8 protein-coding genes are annotated in these 21,515 nt (G+C 69.9%); 4 read left to right on the plus strand and 4 right to left on the minus strand.

Features of this window, described 5'->3' with window-relative positions:
• Window positions 1-10: 10 nt before the first annotated feature.
• Window positions 11-3,019 carry an MMPL/RND family transporter gene (locus tag G6N31_RS20020; protein ID WP_098000626.1) on the minus strand — a complete coding sequence of 1,003 codons (3,009 nt, stop codon included), beginning with the start codon at window positions 3,017-3,019 and terminating at the stop codon, window positions 11-13.
• Window positions 3,020-3,073: 54 nt separating this feature from the next.
• Window positions 3,074-4,495, minus strand: coding sequence for a condensation domain-containing protein (locus G6N31_RS20025; RefSeq protein ID WP_098000624.1), 1,422 nt, complete (start codon window positions 4,493-4,495; stop codon window positions 3,074-3,076).
• A gap of 241 nt (window positions 4,496-4,736) precedes the next feature.
• On the opposite strand from G6N31_RS20025, the gene G6N31_RS20030 reads away from it, so the two are divergent.
• Genes G6N31_RS20030 through G6N31_RS20040 form a run of 3 tightly spaced genes read left to right on the plus strand, consistent with a single transcriptional unit; the run spans window position 4,737 to window position 17,065 of the window.
• On the plus strand, window positions 4,737-15,752 hold the full coding sequence (locus G6N31_RS20030) for a type I polyketide synthase (protein ID WP_098000620.1): 11,016 nt from the start codon (window positions 4,737-4,739) through the stop codon (window positions 15,750-15,752).
• 10 nt (window positions 15,753-15,762) lie between these two features.
• On the plus strand, window positions 15,763-16,254 hold the full coding sequence (locus G6N31_RS20035; RefSeq protein WP_098000622.1) for a TspO/MBR family protein: 492 nt from the start codon (window positions 15,763-15,765) through the stop codon (window positions 16,252-16,254).
• Between the two features lie 19 nt (window positions 16,255-16,273).
• Window positions 16,274-17,065, plus strand: coding sequence for an SDR family oxidoreductase (locus G6N31_RS20040; RefSeq protein WP_098000381.1), 792 nt, complete (start codon window positions 16,274-16,276; stop codon window positions 17,063-17,065).
• On the opposite strand, the gene G6N31_RS20045 is transcribed toward G6N31_RS20040, so the two are convergent.
• Window positions 17,062-18,150 (minus strand): NAD(P)H-dependent amine dehydrogenase family protein, encoded by a 1,089-nt coding sequence (locus tag G6N31_RS20045; RefSeq protein ID WP_098000379.1) that lies wholly within the window; start codon window positions 18,148-18,150, stop codon window positions 17,062-17,064. The two genes, G6N31_RS20040 and G6N31_RS20045, sit on opposite strands and share 4 nt — an antisense overlap.
• A gap of 241 nt (window positions 18,151-18,391) precedes the next feature.
• On the opposite strand from G6N31_RS20045, the gene G6N31_RS20050 reads away from it, so the two are divergent.
• On the plus strand, window positions 18,392-20,227 hold the full coding sequence (locus tag G6N31_RS20050; RefSeq protein WP_098000377.1) for an acyl-CoA dehydrogenase: 1,836 nt from the start codon (window positions 18,392-18,394) through the stop codon (window positions 20,225-20,227).
• 242 nt (window positions 20,228-20,469) lie between these two features.
• Here G6N31_RS20050 and G6N31_RS20055 read toward each other — a convergent pair whose 3' ends face one another.
• On the minus strand, window positions 20,470-21,384 hold the full coding sequence (locus tag G6N31_RS20055) for a TIGR03564 family F420-dependent LLM class oxidoreductase (RefSeq protein ID WP_098000375.1): 915 nt from the start codon (window positions 21,382-21,384) through the stop codon (window positions 20,470-20,472).
• Window positions 21,385-21,515: the final 131 nt, after the last annotated feature.

Consider the following 21,515-nt stretch of genomic DNA (forward strand, 5'->3'; position numbering starts at 1 on the left):
CCTGAACCTGTCATGTCTCTGACGCCACTTCGGCCGGCTCGCGCTCCGCGGGTCGCCGCGGCGGCGGCCGCGACGGCCACCAGTTGGCCCGGCCGACCAGCGTCGCGATCGCCGGCACCGTGATGGTGCGGACGACGAAGGTGTCCAACAGGATCCCGACGCCGATCACGAACCCACCCTGCACCACGATGCCGATGCTGGAGAACATCAGCCCCGCCATCGACGCGGCGAAGATCAGACCGGCTGCGGTGATCACCCCGCCGGTCGAACCCAGCGTCCGGATCACCCCGAACCGCACGCTGTGCGGGGACTCGTCGCGCAACCGGGACACGAACAGCATGTTGTAGTCCGCGCCCACGGCCACCAGCACCACGAACGCCAGCGGCGGCACACTCCAGTGCAATTGCTGGTCGAGGAGCAGCTGGAACACCAGCACCCCGATGCCGATGGCCGCGAAGTACGACACCACCACCGAACCGACCAGATAGAACGGCGCGACAACCGAACGCAGCAGCACCATCAGGGTCAGCAGCACCACGATCAGGGTCACGATGATGATGAACCGGATGTCGCGCTCGTAGTAGTCGCGGGTGTCGCGCAGCGCGGCCGGGTAGCCGCCCATGGAGATCTCGGCGTCGGCGAGTGTGGTGTTCGGCTGGGCGCCGCGGGCGATGTCGCTGATCTCGTTGACCTGGTCCATCGCCTCGGGGCTGAACGGGTTGAGCTTGGTCTGCACCAGGTAGCGCACCGCATGCCCGTCCGGGGAGATGAACGCCTCGGCGGCCTTCTGGAACTCCACGGCGTTGAGCACTTCGGCCGGGATGTTGAACCCGGCCATCGTCGAGCCCGCCGCGTCCTTGCGCATGGTCAGCAGAAACGCCGACGCCTGGTCCAGCCCGGCGGCCATCACCTTGATCTGCTCGACGAGTTGGTCGACGCCGCCGGCCACCTGCCGGCTTCCGCTGGCCAACCGGTCGGCACCGTCGCGCACCTCGGCCAGCCCGGCCTGCGCGCCGGCCGGGGAGTCCAGCCCCAGGTCGTCGACGGCGGAGACGATGTCGGTGACCGCCGCGTTGAGCGTCTTGACCGTCTGGTTGAGCGACTGCCGGTCGTCGAGCCCCTCCAACTCCCCGGCCAGCGTGTTGATCCGGTTCAGCCGCCCGTCTTCCTGTGCCTGCATCAACCGTTCGAACTGGGCGCGGGTGTCGACACAGGACGGGTTCGCGTCGCAGACCGCGTTGCCGTGCAGCGCGGTCAGCACCGGGCCGATCCACCCGAACATGTCGCGCACCGCGGCGAAGTTGATTCCCATCGACAGGCCCAGTTCGTTGACGCTCTGCACGAGTTGGGCCGCGGTCTCCACGTCGCGCACCAGCCGCTCGCCCCCGTACTCGGTACGCACGGAGGTCACCGCGGTCAGCAGGGTCTGCAGGCTCGGCGCGATCTCGTTGACCTGGGCGCGCACGTCGCCGAGGGTGTCGGCCAGCGTGTCGGCGCCGTCGGCGAGGGTGTTCAGATCCCCGGTGCGCTCCCCGATCTGGGCCGAACCGGCGGCCAGCCGGTCACCGACGATGCCGGCCTGGAACGTGGCCCGGAACTCGGGCGGCACCTCCCCCAGCGGTCGGGTGACCCCGCTGACCAGACCGACGTCCGGCAGCTGCGCGATCCGGGAGGCCATCTGCTCGAGGTCGGCCAGTGCCTGCGGGGTGCGCAGGTCGCGCTCGGACTGCACCAGGATGTACTGCGGAATGGACTGGCTGATCGGGAAGTGCCGTTCCAGCGCCGCGTATCCGACCGAGCTGGGCGCCGACGCGGCGACAGCCTTGCGATCGTCGTAGTTGAACTGCGCGGCGAGCGCGAACCCGGCCAGCAGCACCAGGACCAGCACGCTGGCGACCAGGTGCGGCACCGGCCGGCGCACGATGCGGATGCCGGACCGGCGCCAGAACTGAGCGGTCAGTTCCCGTCGCGGTTTGATCCAGCCGCGCGGGCCGGCCAGCACCAGGATCGCGGGCAACAGCGTCATCCCGGCCAGGTAGGCCACCCCGATGCCGATCGCGGCCGAGACGCCGATGGTCTTGAAGACGCCCATCTCGGCGAAGTTCATGACCAGGAAGGTGATGCCGACGGTCGCCGCGGACGCGGTGATGACCTTGCCGATCGAGATCATCGCCGAGGTCACCGCGGCGTCGAATTCCGCGCCGCGGCGCAGGTAGTCGTGGTAACGGCTGATCATGAAGACGGCGTAGTCGGTGCCGGCGCCGGCCATGATCGCGCTGAGGAACACGATCGACTGATTGGACACCCCTGCGCCGGTCAGATGCGAGTAGCCGGCCACCACCCCCTGGGCGATCATCAGAGACGAGCCGATGGTCACCAGCGGCAACAGCATCGTCACCATGTTGCGGTACACCAGCAGCAGCACCCCGAGCACCAGCACCGCGATCGCGATCTCGATCGGCAGCCGGTCCTGGGTGCCGGCGACGGTCAGGTCGGCGACCGTGGCCGCGGGACCGGTGATGTACACGTCGAGAGGACCGTCGCGCGGGGTGTGATGCCGGATCACATCGGAGGTGCGGTTGAACGCGTCGAACGCCCGCGGGGTGCCCAGCTCGCCCTCGAGGCTTACCGGCAGCACCCACGTCGTCTTGTCCGCACTGGTGAGGAACTGCCGTAGTTGCGGGGTGCTGACGAAGTCCTGCACCGACACCACATCGGTGACGTGGTCCTGCAGAGCGTCGACCACCTCGCGGTAGACGAGCTCGTCGTCGGGCCGCAGGCCGCCCTCGTTGATGAACGCGACGACGAGCAGATTGTCCGACGCCGACTCCTGGAACGCCTCGGCCATCTCCCGGGCGGCGACACTCGACGGCGCGTCGGCGGGCAGGATGACGAGCGGGTTCTTCTCGGCCATCGCCCCCAGCGACGGGAAGGACAGCGGCAACGCGACCGCGAGCGCGATCCACACCCCGATGACCGCCCACGGCCACCGCACCACGACATCAGCTAGCCGACGCATGAGCACCTGACATCACGCATATCGCTGGGACCTGGGTTTGCCGACTGATTCACGCTAAGCGACGAGTCCCCAGTGCCCGCTGTCGGCGACCCGGCAGGACACATCGCTCATCACCTTCATGTACCGCGTCACTGATTTCTCGGCGACCGGGTTGTCGGGATGCATGATCGCCATCACCGTGCCTTCGCCGTACCGGAAAATGTAGATGGTCAGCTGATAAGAGAATCGGCCGTCCGGGAAGATGCCGATGTTGTCCGCGAGCCCCATGTCGGCCGCGGCCAGAATCGCGTTGAGCGGCGCCGCGCCGCCGTGGAAGAAATTCGACACCGGGAAGTTGGGTCGCGGCCAGTTCAGCCACGGGGCCAACTCGCGCACCCGGTAGTACGGCACCTTCGCCATGGCGAGGTTCGAATCGAACGACGTCTGCGCCGCACCGGCGGCCTCGGCAAACGAGGCCGCCCCGATGGGCACGGTGATCGGAACCAGTCCGGTGAACCAGCCCTGGGTCATGAAGTTGTCCGCTGCACTGCGCGAATCGCGCGGTGTCAGACCGTAATACGTCAGCGCGCCGGTCAGCTCGTGCTCCACCTGGGCCAGGCAGGCGAACAACCCGCCCACGAAGCGCGCACCGGCCGCCGCGCACGCCGTCTCGAAGCGCTCGGTCTGCGCGGGGTCCATCAGCACCGCCGAGGTCATGCTGCTGGTGGTGGCGGTGCGGGGGTTGCCCAGCGGGAGCGGGAACTCGGGGAAGCCGCCGTCGTTGTCCTCGGCGAAATCGATCCAGGCCCGCACCTCCGGCGAATCCACGGTCAGCTCTGCGGTGTGCGCACGTTCGCGGACGCAGAAATCGTCGAAGCTGCCGGCTTCGGGCAACGTGAACGCCTCGCCGCCCCCGCTGTAGGCCGAGTACATGCCGTTGGCTTCCAGCATCGTGGTGCCGATCAGGGTGGCGTCGCCGTGCACGTGGTCCATCGCCGCGAAGAAGGTGAAGCGGTCGGTGTTCTGGATGATCCCGAAAGTGAAACACCCCCACTCCAGCGGGCTGGGAATGCCGACGACGTGGGCGTGGATCTCGTCGACGGTCATGGTGCCGTACTCGGTCGGAACGAACTCGATGTCGGCCGGGTCCTCGAGGGTGTGCCGGACGAAGTCACCGTCGTCGGTGCCCTGGAACCAGCTGCGGAAGGTGTCGTGACGGCGCAGGTAGGCGTTCACGGCGTGGTCCATGGCCGTGATGTCGCACACGCCGGACACCTCGCAGCTGGCGATGATCTGCCGGGAGAAGGTCAGACCCGCGTCGGTGCGGTCACAGTAGTTCCGCAGATGCTGGCCCTGCATGTAGCTGACGGGCACCGCGCTGACCGGCGCGCGCCGGGCCCGGTCGGCCGACGCCGCGGTCGGATGCCAGGACGTGACCGCACCGGCTTGCAGCGACCATTCGTCGAGCGCGCCGATGGTGATCTTGCCGATGCGCAATGCCCAGTCCTCCCGGTCCCGCCCCATTTTTCCCGCCGGCGAATCCGGCGTCAGCCGTCGCCGGCATCAACATACTCCGGCTTCGGCGGCAGTCGCCCGGCCTCGGTCCCTACCGGACCTTAACCCCGCACACATCCGGGCGCACATGCCATAGTGTCCGTCGGGGGAAGTTGATCGTCAGGACTACGGAATGTCGCGCAGGATCACCGCTTCACCGCCGATGAGCAGGGAGGACAACGGCATGGGATCCGCCGACCAGCCGAAGGCGCCGGCACCGCGTTTCGCGGTGATCGGCTACGCCGCCCGCTTCCCGGGCGCCCCCGACGCCGACGCGTTCTGGGATTTGCTGCGTGACGGCCGCGAGGCCATCTCCGAGGTCCCGCAGGACCGCTGGGACGCCGACGAGTTCTTCGACCCCGACCCCGCGACGCCGGGCAAGGTGGTGACCCGCCGGGCCGGTTTCGTCGAGGATGCCACGGGCTTCGACGCCCCGTTCTTCGGCATGTCCACCCGCGAGGTCCGCCTGATGGACCCGCAGCACCGGCTGCTGCTGGAGACCGCGTGGCGGGCCGTCGAGCACGCGGGCACCGCGCCGACCTCGTTGGCCGGCAGCAACACCGGGGTCTTCGTCGGCCTGGCCACCCACGATTACCTCGGCATGGCCTCGGACGAACTGACCTATCCCGAGATCGAGGCCTACATGGCCATCGGCACCTCGAACGCCGCGGCGGCGGGCCGCATCAGCTACCGGCTGGGCCTGCAGGGGCCGTCCGTCGCCGTCGACACCGCGTGCAGTTCGTCGCTGGTGGCGTTGCATCAGGCCTGTCAGGCGCTGCAACTCGGGGAGTGCGACCTCGCACTGGCCGGCGGGGCCAACGTCCTGCTCACCCCGGCCACCATGATCACGTTCTCCAGCGCGCACATGCTCGCGCCGGACGGCCGGTGCAAGACGTTCGACGCAGCCGCCGACGGCTACGTGCGCGGTGAAGGCTGCGGCGTCATCGTCATCAAGCGCCTGGAGGACGCCGTCCGTGACGGTGACCGGATCCGCGCGGTGATCCGCGGCAGCGCGATCAACCAGGACGGCGCGTCGGGCGGCCTCACGGTGCCCAACGGCGTTGCGCAGCAACATGTCATCGCCCAAGCGCTCACCCGCGCCGGGTTGGCCCCCGCCGATGTCGGGTATCTGGAGGCACACGGCACCGGGACCTCGCTGGGCGACCCGATCGAGGCCCAGGCCGCCGGCGAGGCGCTCGGCGCCGGCCGCGAGCCCGGGGCGCCGCTGTTGATCGGCTCGGCCAAGACCAACATCGGGCACCTGGAGGCGGCGGCCGGGATCGCCGGCGTCATCAAGGTCATCCTGGCGCTGGAACACCAGATGCTGCCCAAGCACCTCAACTTCGAGAACCCGTCGCCGCACATCCCCTGGCACCGGCTGCCGATCGAGGTGGTCCGAGACACCCGGCCGTGGGAACGCAACGGCCGTCCCCGCATCGCCGGCGTCAGCTCGTTCGGGTTCGCGGGCACCAACGCGCATGTGATCCTCGAAGAGGCGCCGCAGCCCGATGAACCGGCCGCGGTGGCGGTCGAGCGCGACGATCGGCTGTTCAGCATCCTTCCGCTGTCGGCGCGCACCCCGGCGGCGCTGGTGCAGATCGCCGACCGTTATCGCGACTGGTGGACCGCGCACCCTGAGGCCTCGCTGGCCGACGTGTGCCTGACCGCCGGCGCCGCCCGGGCCCATCTGGAGCACCGCGCCGCGCTGGTCGTGAACTCGAAGGAGTCCGCGCTCGAACTGCTCGGCGCGCTGGCCGACGACCGTCCGGCCCCCGGCCTGGTGCGCGGCGAGTGCCATGAACCCCCGAAGACCGCGTGGCTGTTCACCGGTCAGGGCAGCCAGTACCCCGGGATGGCGCGTGAGCTGTTCGACACCGAGCCGGTTTTCGCCGACACTGTCCGGCGCTGCGCGGACGCGGTCGCCGGAATCCTCGAAAAACCGCTCCTCGACGTGGTTTTCGGTGAGGACGAGCAGCAGCTGCAGCAGACGTCCTACGCCCAGCCGGCCCTCTTCGCCATCGAGATGGGCCTGGCCCGCCTGTGGCAGTCCTGGGGCCTGGAACCCGATGTGGTGCTCGGACACAGCGTCGGCCAGTACTCGGCGGCCTGTGTCGCGGGCATGTTCGGCGTGGAGGACGGCGCCCGGTTGATGGCAGAACGCGGCCGCCTCTTCGCCAGCCTGCCGGCCGGCGGGCGCATGGTCGCGGCGTTCACCGCCGCCGAGCGCGTCGAACGGCTGACCGACGAGTTTCCCGGCCTGTCCGTCGCGGCCTACAACGGCGCCAACACGGTCCTGTCCGGTCCGGGCACCGATCTCGAGAAGGCGGTGGCCCGCCTGGCCGCCGACGGCGTGCGCTGCGACTGGCTCGACACCAGCCACGCGTTCCACTCGGCGCTGCTGGACCCCATCCTCGACGAGTTCGAAGCCGCCGCCCAGCAGGTCACTTTCACTGCGCCGCAACGCATCCTGATCGACAATCGCACCGGGGCCGCGCTCGGCCGAAGTGTCCGGCTCGACGGCGCCTACTGGCGCCGGCATGCGCGCCAGCCGGTCGAGTTCGCCAAGAGTGTGCGCACGCTCGCCGACCTGAATTGCCGGCTCCTGGTCGAGATCGGCCCGCGGCCGGTCCTGACCGCGGCCGCCCTGAGCGCCTGGCCCGACCCGGCCACCGCCCCCCGGGTGATCGCGTCGCTGCGCCGCACCACCGCCGACCACCGGCAGATCACCGAAGCCCTCGCCGACGCCTACACGCTCGGGCAGTTGCCCGATTTCGACGCGCTGCGCCGGACCGGGGCACACAAGCTCGACCTGCCCACCTATCCGTTCGAGCACCGCCAATACTGGTACAAGGACCACCGCGAGGGCCCCGACCGGCAGCAGAACCTCGCCGCGCGCACCCAGGCGGTCGGTCTGCTCGAAGACGGCCGCATCGACGAGCTCGCGGCCCTGCTCGACGACGCCGACCCGCGGACCCGCGAGGTACTGAGTAAGCTTGCCGCGCAGCACAATCGACAGCGCGGTACGCAGTCCATCGCCGACGACCGCTACGAGATCCGCTGGACGCAGGCCGCATCCGTCCCGACGGTCGACGAGGACGTGACCTGGATCCTCGTCGGCGAGGACACCCCCGCCACGGCGCCGCTGATCGAAACCTTGACCACCCGTGGCGACCAGCACCGGCTGGTCGGTCTGCCGCTGTCGGACACCGACGAGGCCGCCCTCGTGGAGACGTTGCGCACTGCCGCGCAGGACAATCCGTCGGTCCGGATCGTGTGTCTGGCGGCGCTGGACATCGACAGCACCCCGTCGATGCGGGCGCTGCTACGGATGCAGCATCGCGTCGTGGGCGGGCTGCGCCGGTTGTTCCGCGCGGCGGCCAGCGCCGAATGTCGGGCTCCGATCTGGCTGATCACGCGCGGCGGCCAACATGTCACCGACGCCGACGCCGTCGCGCCGCACCAGAGCGCGCTGTGGGGCTTCGGTCGCGCTGCGGCGCTGGAGCTTCCGCACTCCTGGGGCGGCCTGGTCGATCTCGCCGACGGCGCCACCGAGGACTGGCCGACGGTCCTCGACCGGATCGGCGCGGCACGCGACGCGGCGGTCCGGGAGGACCAGCTCGCGCTGCGCGATGGCGCGGTGTACGTCCCGCGGCTGATTCGACGCACCGAACCGCCGAATGCGGCGCCGCTGCCGCTGCGCAGTGACGCCACCTATCTGATCACCGGCGGGCTCGGCGCCATCGGTCTGGAGATCGCCGGCTACCTGGCCGCCCAGGGCGCTAAGCACCTGGTGCTGACCAGCCGCCGGCCCGCCGACGCCACGGCGCAGCGCATCGACGCGCTGGCCGCACAGCACGGTTGCGACATCCGCGTGCACACCGCCGACGTCGCCGACGCGCACGACGTCGCGCATCTGCTGGCCGCCGTAGCCGCCGAGTTACCTCCGCTGGCCGGCATCGTGCACGCGGCCGGGGAGATCGGCACCACCGGGCTGACCGAGCTCGACGACACCGAACTCGACCGTGTCTTCGCCGGAAAGGTCTGGGGTGCCTGGCATCTCAGCGAGGCCGCGGCGGACCTGCAACTCGACTTCTTCCTCGGTACCTCCTCGATCGCGTCGGTGTGGGGTGGCTACGGGCAGACCGCTTACGGCGCGGCCAACGCCTTCCTCGACGGGCTGGCGTGGCGGCTACGCGCGCAGGGCATCACCGCGACCAGCGTCAACTTCGGTCCGTGGACGGCCGGGATGGCCGATGCGGAATCGCAGGCGCGGCTGGCCCAACGGGGAGTGCGCACCCTGTCGCCTGCGGACGCGCTGGCCGGACTGGCCGACGCCGTGGCGGCCTCGGCGGCGCAGGCCGTCGTCGCCCGGATCGACTGGAGCCGCTTCCTGCCGCTCTTCGCGCAGGCCGGGCGGCGGGCTTTCCTCGCCGAGCTCGAGCGTGAGGTGCCCTCGCAGCCGGGGGCGGTGGCGACGCCGACGGGCCCCACGCCGCTGGTCGAGCGGCTCACCAACGCCCCGGTCCAACAGCGCCGCAAGCTGCTGATCGACTACCTGCGCGACGCGGTGGCCGAGGTGACCCGGGTCGACGCCGCCGAGATCCGCGAGGACGCCGGCTTCTTCGACATCGGCATGGACTCCCTGATGGCCGTCGAGTTGCGCCGCCGCATCGAGCAGGGAGTGGGTAAGGAGATTCCCGCCACGCTGGCGATGGATCATCCGCGGCTGTCCGACGTGGCCGACTACCTGCTCGGTGACGTGCTGGGCCTCGACGACCAGACCACCCCGAAACCGGCGGCCGTGACGGTCACCGCCCGCACCGACGAGCCCATCGCGATCGTCGCGGTGTCGTGCCGGTTCCCCGGGGCGCCCGACCCGGAGGCGTTCTGGGACCTGCTGGCCGGCGGCGTCGACGCGATCCGCGAGGTTCCCGAGGACCGGTTCGACATCGACGAGTTCTACGACCCGGACCCCGACAGCCCCGGCAAGACGTACACGCGCTTCGGCGGATTCCTGGACGGCATCGACGGTTTCGATCCCGAGTTCTTCGGTATCTCGCCGCGCGAGGCGGTGTGGATCGAACCGCAGCAGCGGCTGATGCTCGAAACGGTGTGGGAGGGCCTCGAGCGCGCCGGATACTCACCACAGGAGTTGCGCGGCAGCCGGACCGGTGTCTTCGTCGGGGTGGCCGCCAACGAGTACGCCCACCTGTTGTCGGCGGAATCGATCGACAAGATCGAACCCCACTTCATCACCGGCAATGCGCTCAACGCGATCTCGGGCCGGGTGGCCTTCACCCTGGGTTTCGAGGGGCCCGCGGTCGCGGTCGACACCGCGTGCAGTTCGGCGCTGGTGGCCGTGCACCAGGCCTGTCAGGCACTGCACACCGGCGACTGCGATCTGGCGCTGGCCGGTGGGGTCAATGTGCTGCTCAGCCCGGTGACGGTGGTCGCCGCCTCCCGGGCCAGGATGCTGTCGCCGGTCGGACGGTGCAAGACCTTCGACGCCTCCGCCGACGGCTATGTGCGCAGCGAGGGCGCCGGTGTGCTGGTGCTCAAGCGTCTCAGCGACGCGGTGCGCGACGGTGACCGGGTCTGTGCGGTGATCCCCGCCAGCGCCGTCAACCAGGACGGCGCATCCAGCGGGTTGACGGTCCCCAACGGCGGTGCGCAGCAACGGCTGATCGGTACCGCGCTGGCCCGCGCCGGACTCAGCGGCGCCGACGTCGACTACCTGGAGGCGCACGGCACCGGCACCCCGCTGGGCGACCCGATCGAGGTGCAGGCGGCTGCGGCGGCGTACGGCGCCGGTCGGGACGCGGACCGGCCGCTGCTGATGGGTTCGGTGAAGACGAACGTCGGCCATCTCGAATCGGCCTCCGGCGCCGCCGGGCTGATCAAGGTGGTGCTGTCGCTGCAGCACGGGATGTTGCCGCGCAGCCTGCATTTCGACAATCCCTCGCCACACATCCCGTGGGACACGCTGCCGGTCAAGGTGCTCGACGAGGCCGCGCCGTGGCAGGCCGACGGGCGCCCGCGCCGGGCCGGGGTCAGCTCGTTCGGGTTCACCGGCACCAACGCCCACGTTCTGGTCGAGGAGGCGCCCGCCCCGCCGGTTCCCGCTGCGGAGAACGGTGCCGACGAGGCGGACGTTTCTTCGACCCGGCCCCAGCCGCCGGGTGTGCTGACCCTCTCCGCCCGCTCCCCCGAGGCCCTGACTGCCCTGGCGCGGCGTTACCACGACTGGCTGGGCGCTCACCCCGATGCCGATCTGACCGATCTCTGCCTCACCGCAGGCGCCGGCCGGGCCCACTTCGAGCATCGCGCGGCGCTGGTGGTCGAATCGGTCGAGTCGGCCCGGCACGGCCTGGCCGACCTGGTCGAGAACCGGCTGCGGCCGGGTGTGGTCCGCGGTGAGCACACCCATCAGCCGATGACGGCCTGGCTGTTCACCGGACAGGGCAGCCAGTACCCCGGCATGGCGCGGGAACTGTTCGACGCCGAACCGGTTTTCGCCGCGACGGTGACGCAGTGCGCGGACGCGGTGAAAGACATCGTGACCCGGCCCCTGCTGGAGGTGCTGTTCGCGGCCGACCGGAACACCGGAGACCTGCTGCGGCACACCTCGTTCGCGCAGCCCGCCCTCTTCGCCGTGGAGATGGGGCTGGCCAGACTGTGGCAGTCCTGGGGGATCGAACCCGACGTGGTGCTCGGCCACAGTGTGGGCCAGTACGCGGCGGCGTGTGTGGCGGGCGTGTTCAGCCTCGAAGACGGTGCCCGGCTGATGGCCGAACGCGGGCGGATGTTCGGCGCTCTGCCCGACGGCGGGCGGATGGTGGCGGTGTTCACCGATGCGGCGCAGGTCGAACAGGTGGCCGCCGAGTTCCCGCGGGTGTCGGTGGGCGCCTACAACGGCCCCAACACCGTGCTCTCGGGTCCCGGTGACGAGCTCGAGGACATCGTTGCGCGGTTCGAGGACGACGGCATCCGCTGCACCTGGCTGCACACCAGCCACGCGTTCCACTCCGAGCTGCTGGACCCGGCGCTCGACGAGTTCGAGTCCTACGCCGGGAAGATCGACTTCGCGGCGCCGACCCTGCCGCTGGTGTGCAATCGCACCGGCGCCGTGCTGACCGCACAGCACCCGCTCGACGCCCAGTACTGGCGACGACACTCGCGCCAGCCGGTGCAGTTCGCCGAGAGCATCCGCACCGTCGCGGCGCTGGGCGCCTCGGTGCTGATGGAGATCGGTCCCCAGCCCGTCCTGACCGGTGCCGCGGTGCAGGTCTGGCCCGAGCACCTGGCGCCGCCGCGGGCGATCGCGTCGCTGCGCAAGGGTGTGGCCGACCGCCGGCAGATCGCCGACGCGCTGGCCGCCGCCTATGTCGGTGGGCACCGGCCGGATTTCGCTGCGCTGTACGCCCCGCACCGCGGCCGGCTCGAACTGCCGACCTACCCGTTCCAGCGGCGGCGGTTCTGGCCCAGAACCGCCGGGATCTCCGCCGACGGCGGCTCCGGCCCGGCAGTGTCCGGAATCCTGGGCGCTGCCAAGGATCTGGCCTCCGGTGACTGCGTCTACACCAGCCGGCTGTCGGTGAGATCGCAGCCGTGGCTGTGTGACCACGTCATCTACGGCACCGTGGTGGTGCCCGGTGCGACCTACGCGGCGATGGCGCTGGCCGCCGTCGGTACGCCGGCGCACGTCAACGATGTGTTCTTCTACGAACCGATCATCCTGCCGGAGAAGGCTTCCCGTGAAGTTCAGCTGACCCTGCACCCGGCGGCAGACGGCGGGCACAAGTTCGAAGTGCACAGCCGGCCGTACGGCGTGCGTGACGCCGAATGGGCGTTGAACGCCGAGGGCACCGTCGTACCGGGGGTCGACGAACCCGCTCCCGAGGACACCGGCCCGGTCGACGAAGCCGTCGAACGGCTCCAGCGGATGCGCCCGCAGGAACTCTTCGAGACCTTCGCCGACATGGAACTGGCCTGGGGGCCGACCTGGTCGGGCTCGCTGAAGTCGCTGTGGCTGGGTGAGGGAGAAGCGGTCGGCGACATCCTCGTCGGCGCCGAACTCGCCGAGCAGCTCGGGTCGGAGCCGATGCACCCGGTGCTGATGGATTTGTGCACCGGCGTGGCGTTCCCGGCGTTCCCGGCCCTGCTCGCCGCCGAACAGGGTGTCACCGATCTGTTCCTGCCGCTGCGGTACGGGCGGGTGACGCTGCGCGACAAGATGCCCCGGCGTTTCTACTGCCGCGCGACGTGGCGTCCGAGTGCGCTCGACAGTGAAACCCAGGTGTTCGACCTGGACTTCCTCGATCGGGACGGTCGGCAGCTGGGCGGAATTCGCGAGTTCACCGTCAAACGCGCTCCGCGCGAAGCGTTGCTGCGCGGCCTCGGCGGGGATGCCACCCGCCTGCTCTACACCCTGGGCTGGCACGAGGTACCGCCCCCGCCGCCGGCGGAGGACAGCGCGCCGGGGACGTGGCTGATCGCCGGATTCGACGAGCTGGCCGCCGCAGTGCCCGGCTGCATCCCGCTCGACTGCGCCCTCGACCCGGAACCGCTGGGACAGTTGCTGATCGACGCCCAGGAGCGGGGCGTGCCGTACTCCGGTGTGGTGTGGCGGGCCGCCGGTCCCGGCGCCGACGAAACCGACGCCGAGGTCGCCGCCCGCCTGGAGGCCGAGATCGAGCAGCTGCTCGGTGCCGTCGGGGCGGTGCAGCAGGGCGGCCCCGAACGGCCGGGTGTGAAGCTCCCTGGCGGGTTGTGGATCGTCACCGAAGGCGCCGTGGCCACGGAGTCGGGTGAGCCGGTCGACCCGGTGCAGTCGGCGCTGTGGGGCTTCGGACGCACCGCGATCAACGAGGAGCCGGCGCTGCGCTGCCGACTGGTCGACGTCGACGGCTCCGCCGAAGCCGTGCGCCTGCTGGCCGGACTGCTCGGCAATCCTGTCGACGAGCCGGAAATCGCGGTGCGTCAAGGCAAGATGCTCGCCTCCCGGTTGCTGCCGTGGGCCCGCAGCGGCCACCTCACGGTGCCGCGCTCGGCCGACTTCGTGCTGGCACCGACCGAGCGTGGAGCGATCGACAACCTGCGCCTGGCCGAGACCGACGTGCCGCCACCCGCCGCGGGTTATGTGCAGGTGCGCGTCGAGGCGGCCGGCCTGAACTTCCGCGACGTGCTCAACGTACTGGGCCTCTACCCGGGAGATCCCGGTCCGATCGGCGGCGACTTCGCCGGTGTGGTCACACAACTGGGCGAGGGAGTCGCGGAATCCGGGGTGGCCCTGGAGGTCGGTGCGCGGGTCTACGGCTTCATGCAGGGCGCGTTCTCCAGCCGGTTCAACGTGCCGGCGCAACTGCTCGCGCCGATCCCCGACGGCATCAGCGCGGTGGAGGCCGCCACCATCCCGGCGGCGGCGCTGACCGCACGGCTGGCCTTCGACTGGGCCGCGCTGCGCCCCGGCGACCGGGTGCTGATCCACGCGGCCAGCGGCGGCGTCGGGCTGGCCGCCATCCAGCTGGCCCAGCAGCACGGCGCGGTCGTCTTCGCCACCGCCAGCACCTTCAAGCGCGCGACGCTGCGCGCCATGGGCGTCAAATACGTCTACGATTCCCGCAGCACGGATTTCGCCGACCAGATCCTGGCCGACACCGATGGCGAGGGCGTCGACGTCGTGCTCAACAGCCTGACCAATGAGGGGTTCATCGACGCCACGGTGCGAGCCACCGCGCAGTACGGCCGCTTCGCCGAAATCGCCAAACGTGACATCTGGACACCGGAACAGATGGCCGCGGCCCGCCCCGACATCGCCTACGAGATCGTCGCACTCGACACGGTGACCCTGACCGAGCCCGAACGCATCCGCGGGCTGCTGACCGAGGTGTCCGAGGGGCTGGGCAAGCGGGAGTGGACGCCGCTGCCCGCCGAGGTCTACCCGCTGACCGAAGCCCGCGCGGCGTTCCGCCGGATGCAGCAGGCCCGGCACATCGGCAAGATCGTGTGTCAGGTGCCCGCGCCACTCACACCGCGGCCCGACCGCAGCTACCTGATCACCGGTGGACTCGGTGCGATCGGCCTGCACACCGCGTCCTATCTGGCCCAACGCGGCGCCGGGGACCTCGTGCTGACCAGCCGACGCGCCCCCGACGCCGCCACCCGGCAGGTGATCGACGACCTCACCGAGCGGTTCAAGTGCCGTATACATGTGTTCACCGCCGATGTCGGCGACGAGGCCGAGGTCGCGCAGCTGCTGGACCGCATCCGTGCCGAGCTGCCGCCGCTGGCCGGTGTCGCGCATCTGGCCGGTGTGCTCGATGATGCGTTGTTGAGCCAGCAGAGCATCGAGCGGTTCCGAACCACGCTGGCGCCCAAGGCCTTCGGGGCGTGCCACCTGGATCGTCTGACCGCTGACGACGATCTGGACTTCTTCCTGGTGTCGTCGTCGGTGTCGAGTCTGTTCGGGTCCCCCGGGCAGGCCAACTATGCGACCGCGAACGCGTTCCTCGACGGGCTGGTGGCCCGGCGGCGGGCGCTGGGTCTGCCCGCGACAGGCATCAACTTCGGGCCGTGGGCACAAGGCGGCATGGCCTCGTCGGAGGCCGCGACCGCGAATATCACCGCCCAGGGCCTGATTCCGCTGGAACCGTCGTCCGCGCTGGGCGCGCTGGCCGAGGCCGTCGCCAACGGCACCGGCCAGGCCACCGTCGTCAAGGCCAACTGGCAGCGGGCGGCGAAGGTGCTCGGCAGCTCCCGGCCGCCGATCCTGGACCTCGTGCTGCCGCGGCCGGAGGGGGAGGTCACCGGGGACAGCGAGCTGCTGCGTCAACTCGAGGAGATCCCGGTGGCCCAGCGCGCCGGCTTCGTCACCGAGTTCCTGCAACGGGAGGTGCAGAACTTCCTGCGGCTGGCACAGCCGCCGGCGGCCAGCAGCCGGTTCCTGGATCTGGGCACCGACTCGCTGATGGCGATCGAGCTGCGCAACCGGCTGCACAGCCAGTTCGGGGGTGCGTTCACCATCAACGCGACCGCGGTCTTCGACTACCCCACCATCGGCGGACTCGCCGAGTATCTGGTGGGCCAACTGCCCGACGCCGAGTCCGCGGCGCCGGACGCCGCCCCACGGGAAGACCCGTCCGGTGAGGCGTCACCGAATGACCACACCCGGCCTGCAGAGGACGCCGGCGCGGACGGGTAACCTGCCGTCCATGGTGGCCCAGACCTCGCGCGCCCGTCCGAAGTCGTTGCTGATGCTGGCGGTCTCGGTGGCGGCCGTCGCGGCGGTGTCGGTCATCGGCGGTCTGGCCGGCAGCAGTTCGGCCGAAGAGTACGGGCGGCTCCAGCAGCCGAGTTTCGCTCCGCCGTCGTGGGTATTCGGACCCACGTGGACGGTGCTCTACGCGTTGATGGCGGTCGCGGCGTGGCTGGTCTGGCGCACCGGCCCGTCGCCCGAGACCCGGCGGGCGCTGACCCTGTATGCCGTGCAGTTGGTGCTCAACGCCGCATGGACCCCGCTGTTCTTCGGCCTCGGATGGCGCGGCGTCGCATTCTTCGAACTGAGCATCCTGCTGGTGGTGTTGATCGCCACGGTGGTGCTGTTCTGGCGGCGCAGCGTCCCGGCCGGGGCGCTGCTGCTGCCCTACCTGGCCTGGTCGGGGTTCGCCCTGTGCCTGAATTTCGCGGTGTGGCAGTTGAATTGACCATGACAGAGGGGCGGGCATGACGAAGTCGGTATTCATCACCGGTGCGGCAACCGGGATCGGGCGCGCCACGGCCCTGCTGTTCGCGCAGCGGGGTTACCTCGTCGGGGGCTATGACCTCAACGAGGACGGGCTGCGCGTGCTGGCCGCCGACATCACCGCCGTGGGCGGTACGCCGGTGGTGGGGCACCTCAACGTCACCGACGCCGACGAGGTCGCGCAACGCCTGGCCGAGTTCACCCAGACCTCCGGGGGCCGCCTCGATGTGCTGATCAACAACGCGGGGCTGCTCAACGCCGGGCGGTTCGAGGAGATCTCGCTGGACGTGCACCACCGCGAGATCGACGTCAACGTCAAGGGCGTGGTCAACGGGCTCTACGCGGCGTTCCCGTACCTGAAGGCCACCCCCGGTGCCGTCGTGGTGAACCTGGCGTCGGCGTCGGCGATCTACGGCCAGGCCGAACTGGCCAACTACAGCGCGACCAAGTTCTTCGTGCGGGCGATCACCGAGGCGCTCGACCTCGAATGGGGTCAGTACGGAATCCGCGTCATCGACATGTGGCCGCTGTACGTCAACACCGCGATGACCAAGGACGTCAAGACCGGCACCACACAGTCGCTCGGCATCCGGCTGACCGCACAGGACATCGCGACGGACATCGTGGCCGCCGTCGACGCCACCTGGGCGCGCCGGCTCGTCTCCCAGGTGCACTTCCCGGTCGGCATCCAGGCCAAGGCGCTGGCCCTGGGCGCCAGGTTCTCGCCGGCCTGGCTGACCCGGCTGGTCAACAAGGGGCTGGCGGGAAGCTAACGCCAGCGGGTGGCCTCCACCTCCGGCGGCAGCGGCGGGTGCAGCGGCACGTCGAGGCCGTCGTAGATCCCCGGCTTCTGCGTCGCCAACCAGCCGATCGCGCCGAGCAGGCGGTTCGCGGCTGTGGTGTTGCCCCCGTCGGCGCGGGTGCCTCCCGGTACGTCGGCGCGCGTCACGATCGTCAGCCGCGGGTCCCCGTCGACGATGACGCGGTGATCCCCCACCCCCTCGTCGGGCTGTGGCCAGTGCGGTGCGCACGCCGGGTGGATGCGGGTGATGTGTTCGACGACGACCCGTGCCCGGCCTCCGGACCATCCGACGACGCGCAGGTAGAACGCCCCCTGAGTGCCTTTCTCGAACCGGCCCATCACCGTGTCGACGGACTCCTCCAGAGGCAGCCGCTCCACCTCCTCGGTGATGTCGTCGATGTCCAGGCCCAGGCCGCGGCCGATCAGCCGGATGTTGCCGCCCCACACCATCGTCGGGACGGTCGGGAGCAACATCATCGGGGTCTCGTCCATCGGGCCGCCGAAGCCGCACGAGACGCGCACCGCGTAGGGCTGGTCGTAGGTCGAGTAGTCGAAGATCTCCTGACAGGTGATCGTGTCGATCCGGGTGCACAGCCCAGCAGCCGTGACGGCCAGGGCGTCGTTGGCCCAGCCGGGATCGACGCCGCTGACCAGCAGCGCCGCCGACCCGTGCGCGGCGGCCGCGCTCAGACGCGCCACCCAGTCCGGGGGCGCGGAGCGCGGATCGTAGAGCGAGTACAGCGATGGGGTGACCACGTGCCTGCCCGCGCGCAGGCACCGCTCGATGTCGGCGAGCGCGTCGTCGGGCCGGATGTCACCGGAGGCCATGTACGCCACGGCGTCACATTCGGCCAGCGCCGCGTTCACATCGGTGGTCGCCGCGACCCCCGCGGATTCGGCCAGCCCGGCAAACGTCGCAGCGTCGCGGCCCGCCTTGTCCGCAGCGGAGGTGATCACGGCTGCCAGCCGCAGCCCCGGAAAGGCGGTCAGCGACCGGATGGCCGTGGTCCCCATATTGCCCGTTCCCCATACCGCCACCGCGGTCGTCGACGCCATTCCGACACCCTATCGGGCTAAACGTGACAATCATCACAAGGGACTGTCTGTGCAGTTCAGAGGCGTTTTCGGCGGCGAAATCGAGCCCCGGCCAACCGCCTGGTTGGGCAACCGGCGGAAATCGCCCACAGTCGCTTTGCGTTCAAGTTACCCGGCGGTATAGTCGGACACAGTTACTGGTGGGTAACTTGTCGCACGAGTACCCAACCATCAGGTGGCGTTCTCAATGAGGAGGAATGGCGTGAGCCACTACAAGAGCAATGTTCGTGATCAGGTATTCAACCTGTTCGAGGTCCTCGGCGTAGACAAGGTGCTCGGCGAGGGCGCCTACGCCGACTTCGATGTCGAGACCGCCACCGAGATGCTGGCCGAGATGGCCCGTCTGGCCGAAGGCCCGGTGGCCGAGTCGTTCACCGACGGGGACCGCAACCCGCCGGTCTTCGACCCCAAGACCCACACGGTCACCCTGCCCGAGAGCTTCAAGAAGTCCGTGCAGGCCGTCGTCGAGGGCGGCTGGGACAAGCTGTCGGTCAGCGAGGAGCTCGGCGGCACGCCGATGCCGCGCGCGCTGTCCTGGGCTCTGCAGGAGCACATCCTCGGGGCCAACCCCGCGGTGTACATGTACGCGATGGGCGCCGGGTTCGCCGACATCTTCTATCACCTCGGCACCGAGGAGCAGAAGAAGTGGGCCAAGCTGGCCGCCGACCGCGGCTGGGGCTCGACCATGGTGCTGACCGAGCCGGACGCCGGCTCCGACGTCGGCGCCGGCCGCACCAAGGCCGTGCAGCAGGCCGACGGCACCTGGCACATCGACGGTGTGAAGCGCTTCATCACCTCGGCCGACTCCGATGACCTGTTCGAGAACATCATGCACCTGGTGCTGGCCCGCCCGGAGGGCGCCGGCCCAGGCACCAAGGGTCTGTCACTGTTCTTCGTCCCGAAGTTCCACTTCGACCCCGAGACCGGTGAGCCCGGTGAGCGCAACGGCGTGTTCGTCACGAACGTCGAGCACAAGATGGGCCTCAAGGTCTCGGCCACCTGCGAGCTGTCGTTCGGGCAGCACGGCACTCCGGCGGTGGGCTGGCTGGTCGGCGAGGTGCACGAGGGCATCGCGCAGATGTTCGACGTGATCGAGCAGGCGCGCATGATGGTCGGTACCAAGGCCATCGCGACGCTGTCGACCGGCTACCTGAACGCTCTGGAGTACGCCAAGGAGCGCGTGCAGGGCGCCGACCTGACCCAGATGACCGACAAGACCGCGCCGCGCGTGACCATCACGCATCACCCGGACGTCCGGCGCTCCCTGATGACCCAGAAGGCCTACGCCGAGGGGTTGCGCGCGCTGTACCTGTTCACCGCGACCCACCAGGACGCCGAGGTCGCCAAGGCCCTGCACGGGATCGAGCCGGAACTGGCGGTCAAGGTCAACGACCTGATGCTGCCGATCGTCAAGGGTGTCGGTTCGGAGCAGGCCTACGCCAAGCTGACCGAGTCGCTGCAGACCTTCGGCGGGTCCGGCTTCCTGCAGGACTACCCGATCGAGCAGTACATCCGCGACGCCAAGATCGACTCGCTCTACGAGGGCACCACGGCCATCCAGGCGCAGGACTTCTTCTTCCGCAAGATCGTCCGCGACAAGGGTGTGGCACTGGCGCACGTGTCGGGTCTGATCGAGCAGTTCGTCAAGAACGAGTCGGGTAACGGCCGCCTCAAGGCCGAGCGGGCCCTGTTGGCCACCGCCCTGCAGGACGTGCAGGCGATGGCGGCCACGCTGACCGGCTACCTGGTCTCGGCGCAGGAGAACCCGGCCGACATCTACAAGGTCGGTCTGGGCTCGGTGCGCTTCCTGATGAGCGTCGGCGATCTGGTCATCGGCTGGCTGCTGCAGCAGCAGGCGGCCGTGGCGATCGACAAGCTCGACGCCGGCGTGACCGGTGACGACCGCGCCTTCTACGAGGGCAAGGTCGCGGTGGCTTCGTTCTTCGCGAAGAACTTCCTGCCGCTGCTCACCAGCACGCGGTCGATCATCGACAACCTCGACAACGAGGTGATGGAGCTGGACGAGGCGGCCTTCTAGTCCACCTCGGACCCGAGACGCCCCCGGACTCTTCCCGGGGGCGTCTTGCATTTGGCGCAAAAAAAGGGCGGGTTCGGGAGGACACTGGGCGCGTCACCTTAGTCTCGCGCGACCGACTTTCATCCCTTGTCGGCTCTTCGGATCAGTCACTCCCGAACCCGTCGTGCGAACCATGCTACGCCTGGTGTGACCCACGCAACAGTCCCGAATCGGACTTTTTCCGGCCCGCTGAGCACCGTGAATCAGCAGGAGATCAGCAGCGCCCGGGTGCGGGCCCGTCCCTCCTCGGAGGTGTCGAACGTCGCGCCGACGAACTCGTCGACCCCGGCGGTGCGCAACTCGGCGACGCGGTCGCGCACCGTGGCCTCGTCGCCGATGATCGCGGCGTCCTCGGGGCCGGCGAACCCTTCCCGATCGAGCATCGCGCGGTAGGACGGCAGCGTCCCGTACATCGCGAACTGCTCGGCGGCCTGCCGGCGCGCTCCGTCGACGTCGTCGGTGACCGCGACCGGCAGTGCGGCCACCACCCGCACCGCGTCCTCCGGGCGACCGGCATCGGCGGCGGCCTGGCGCAAGGTGGGGCTGATGTGGTCACGCAACGTCGACGGGCCCGTCATCCAGGTGCAGGTGCCGGATGTGCGCCGCCCCGCCAGACGCAGCAGCTGCGGGCCGAGTGCGGCGATGTAGACGTCGGGCCGCGGCGCGCCGGGGATGATCAGCGCACCGCGGGTGGTGACGGTCTGCCCGGTCGCGTCCGCGGGTGCACCGGCCAGCAGCGGCAGCAGCCCGTCGAGGAACTCGTTGAGCCGGCGGACCGGCTTGTCCCACGGGATGCCCCACATGCCTTCGGTGACCGCGGCGTGCGTCATGCCCAGCCCGAGGACGAACCGTCCGCCGGAGATCAGGCTCAGCGTCAGGGCCCGCTGGGCCAGCAGCATCGGGTGCTGATTCTGGATCGGGATGACCCCGCTGGCCGCCTCGATGCCGTCGACCTCGCGCAGCGCAACGGCCAGCACGGTCAGCAGGTCAGGCTCGTAGGGCAGCTGGCTCAGCCAGACCCGCCCGAAGCCCTCGTCACGCAGTTGGGCCAGATAGGCGACGGCGTCGTCGACCGGGGCGTCGAATCCGGTGAGCTGTCCGAACATGCTGATCTGCATAGGTCCGAACGGTACTCATCGCACGCCGACGAAAGTAAGAGCCCCGTGTTGCCGTCGGGTCGGGGGGTCAGACGGCAACACGGAGCTATCCCATGTATCGACGGGCCCCCAGGCGGCGTTACACCGCTGCG

It is taken from the genome of Mycolicibacterium duvalii, assembly GCF_010726645.1.
Lineage (GTDB): Bacteria > Actinomycetota > Actinomycetes > Mycobacteriales > Mycobacteriaceae > Mycobacterium > Mycobacterium duvalii.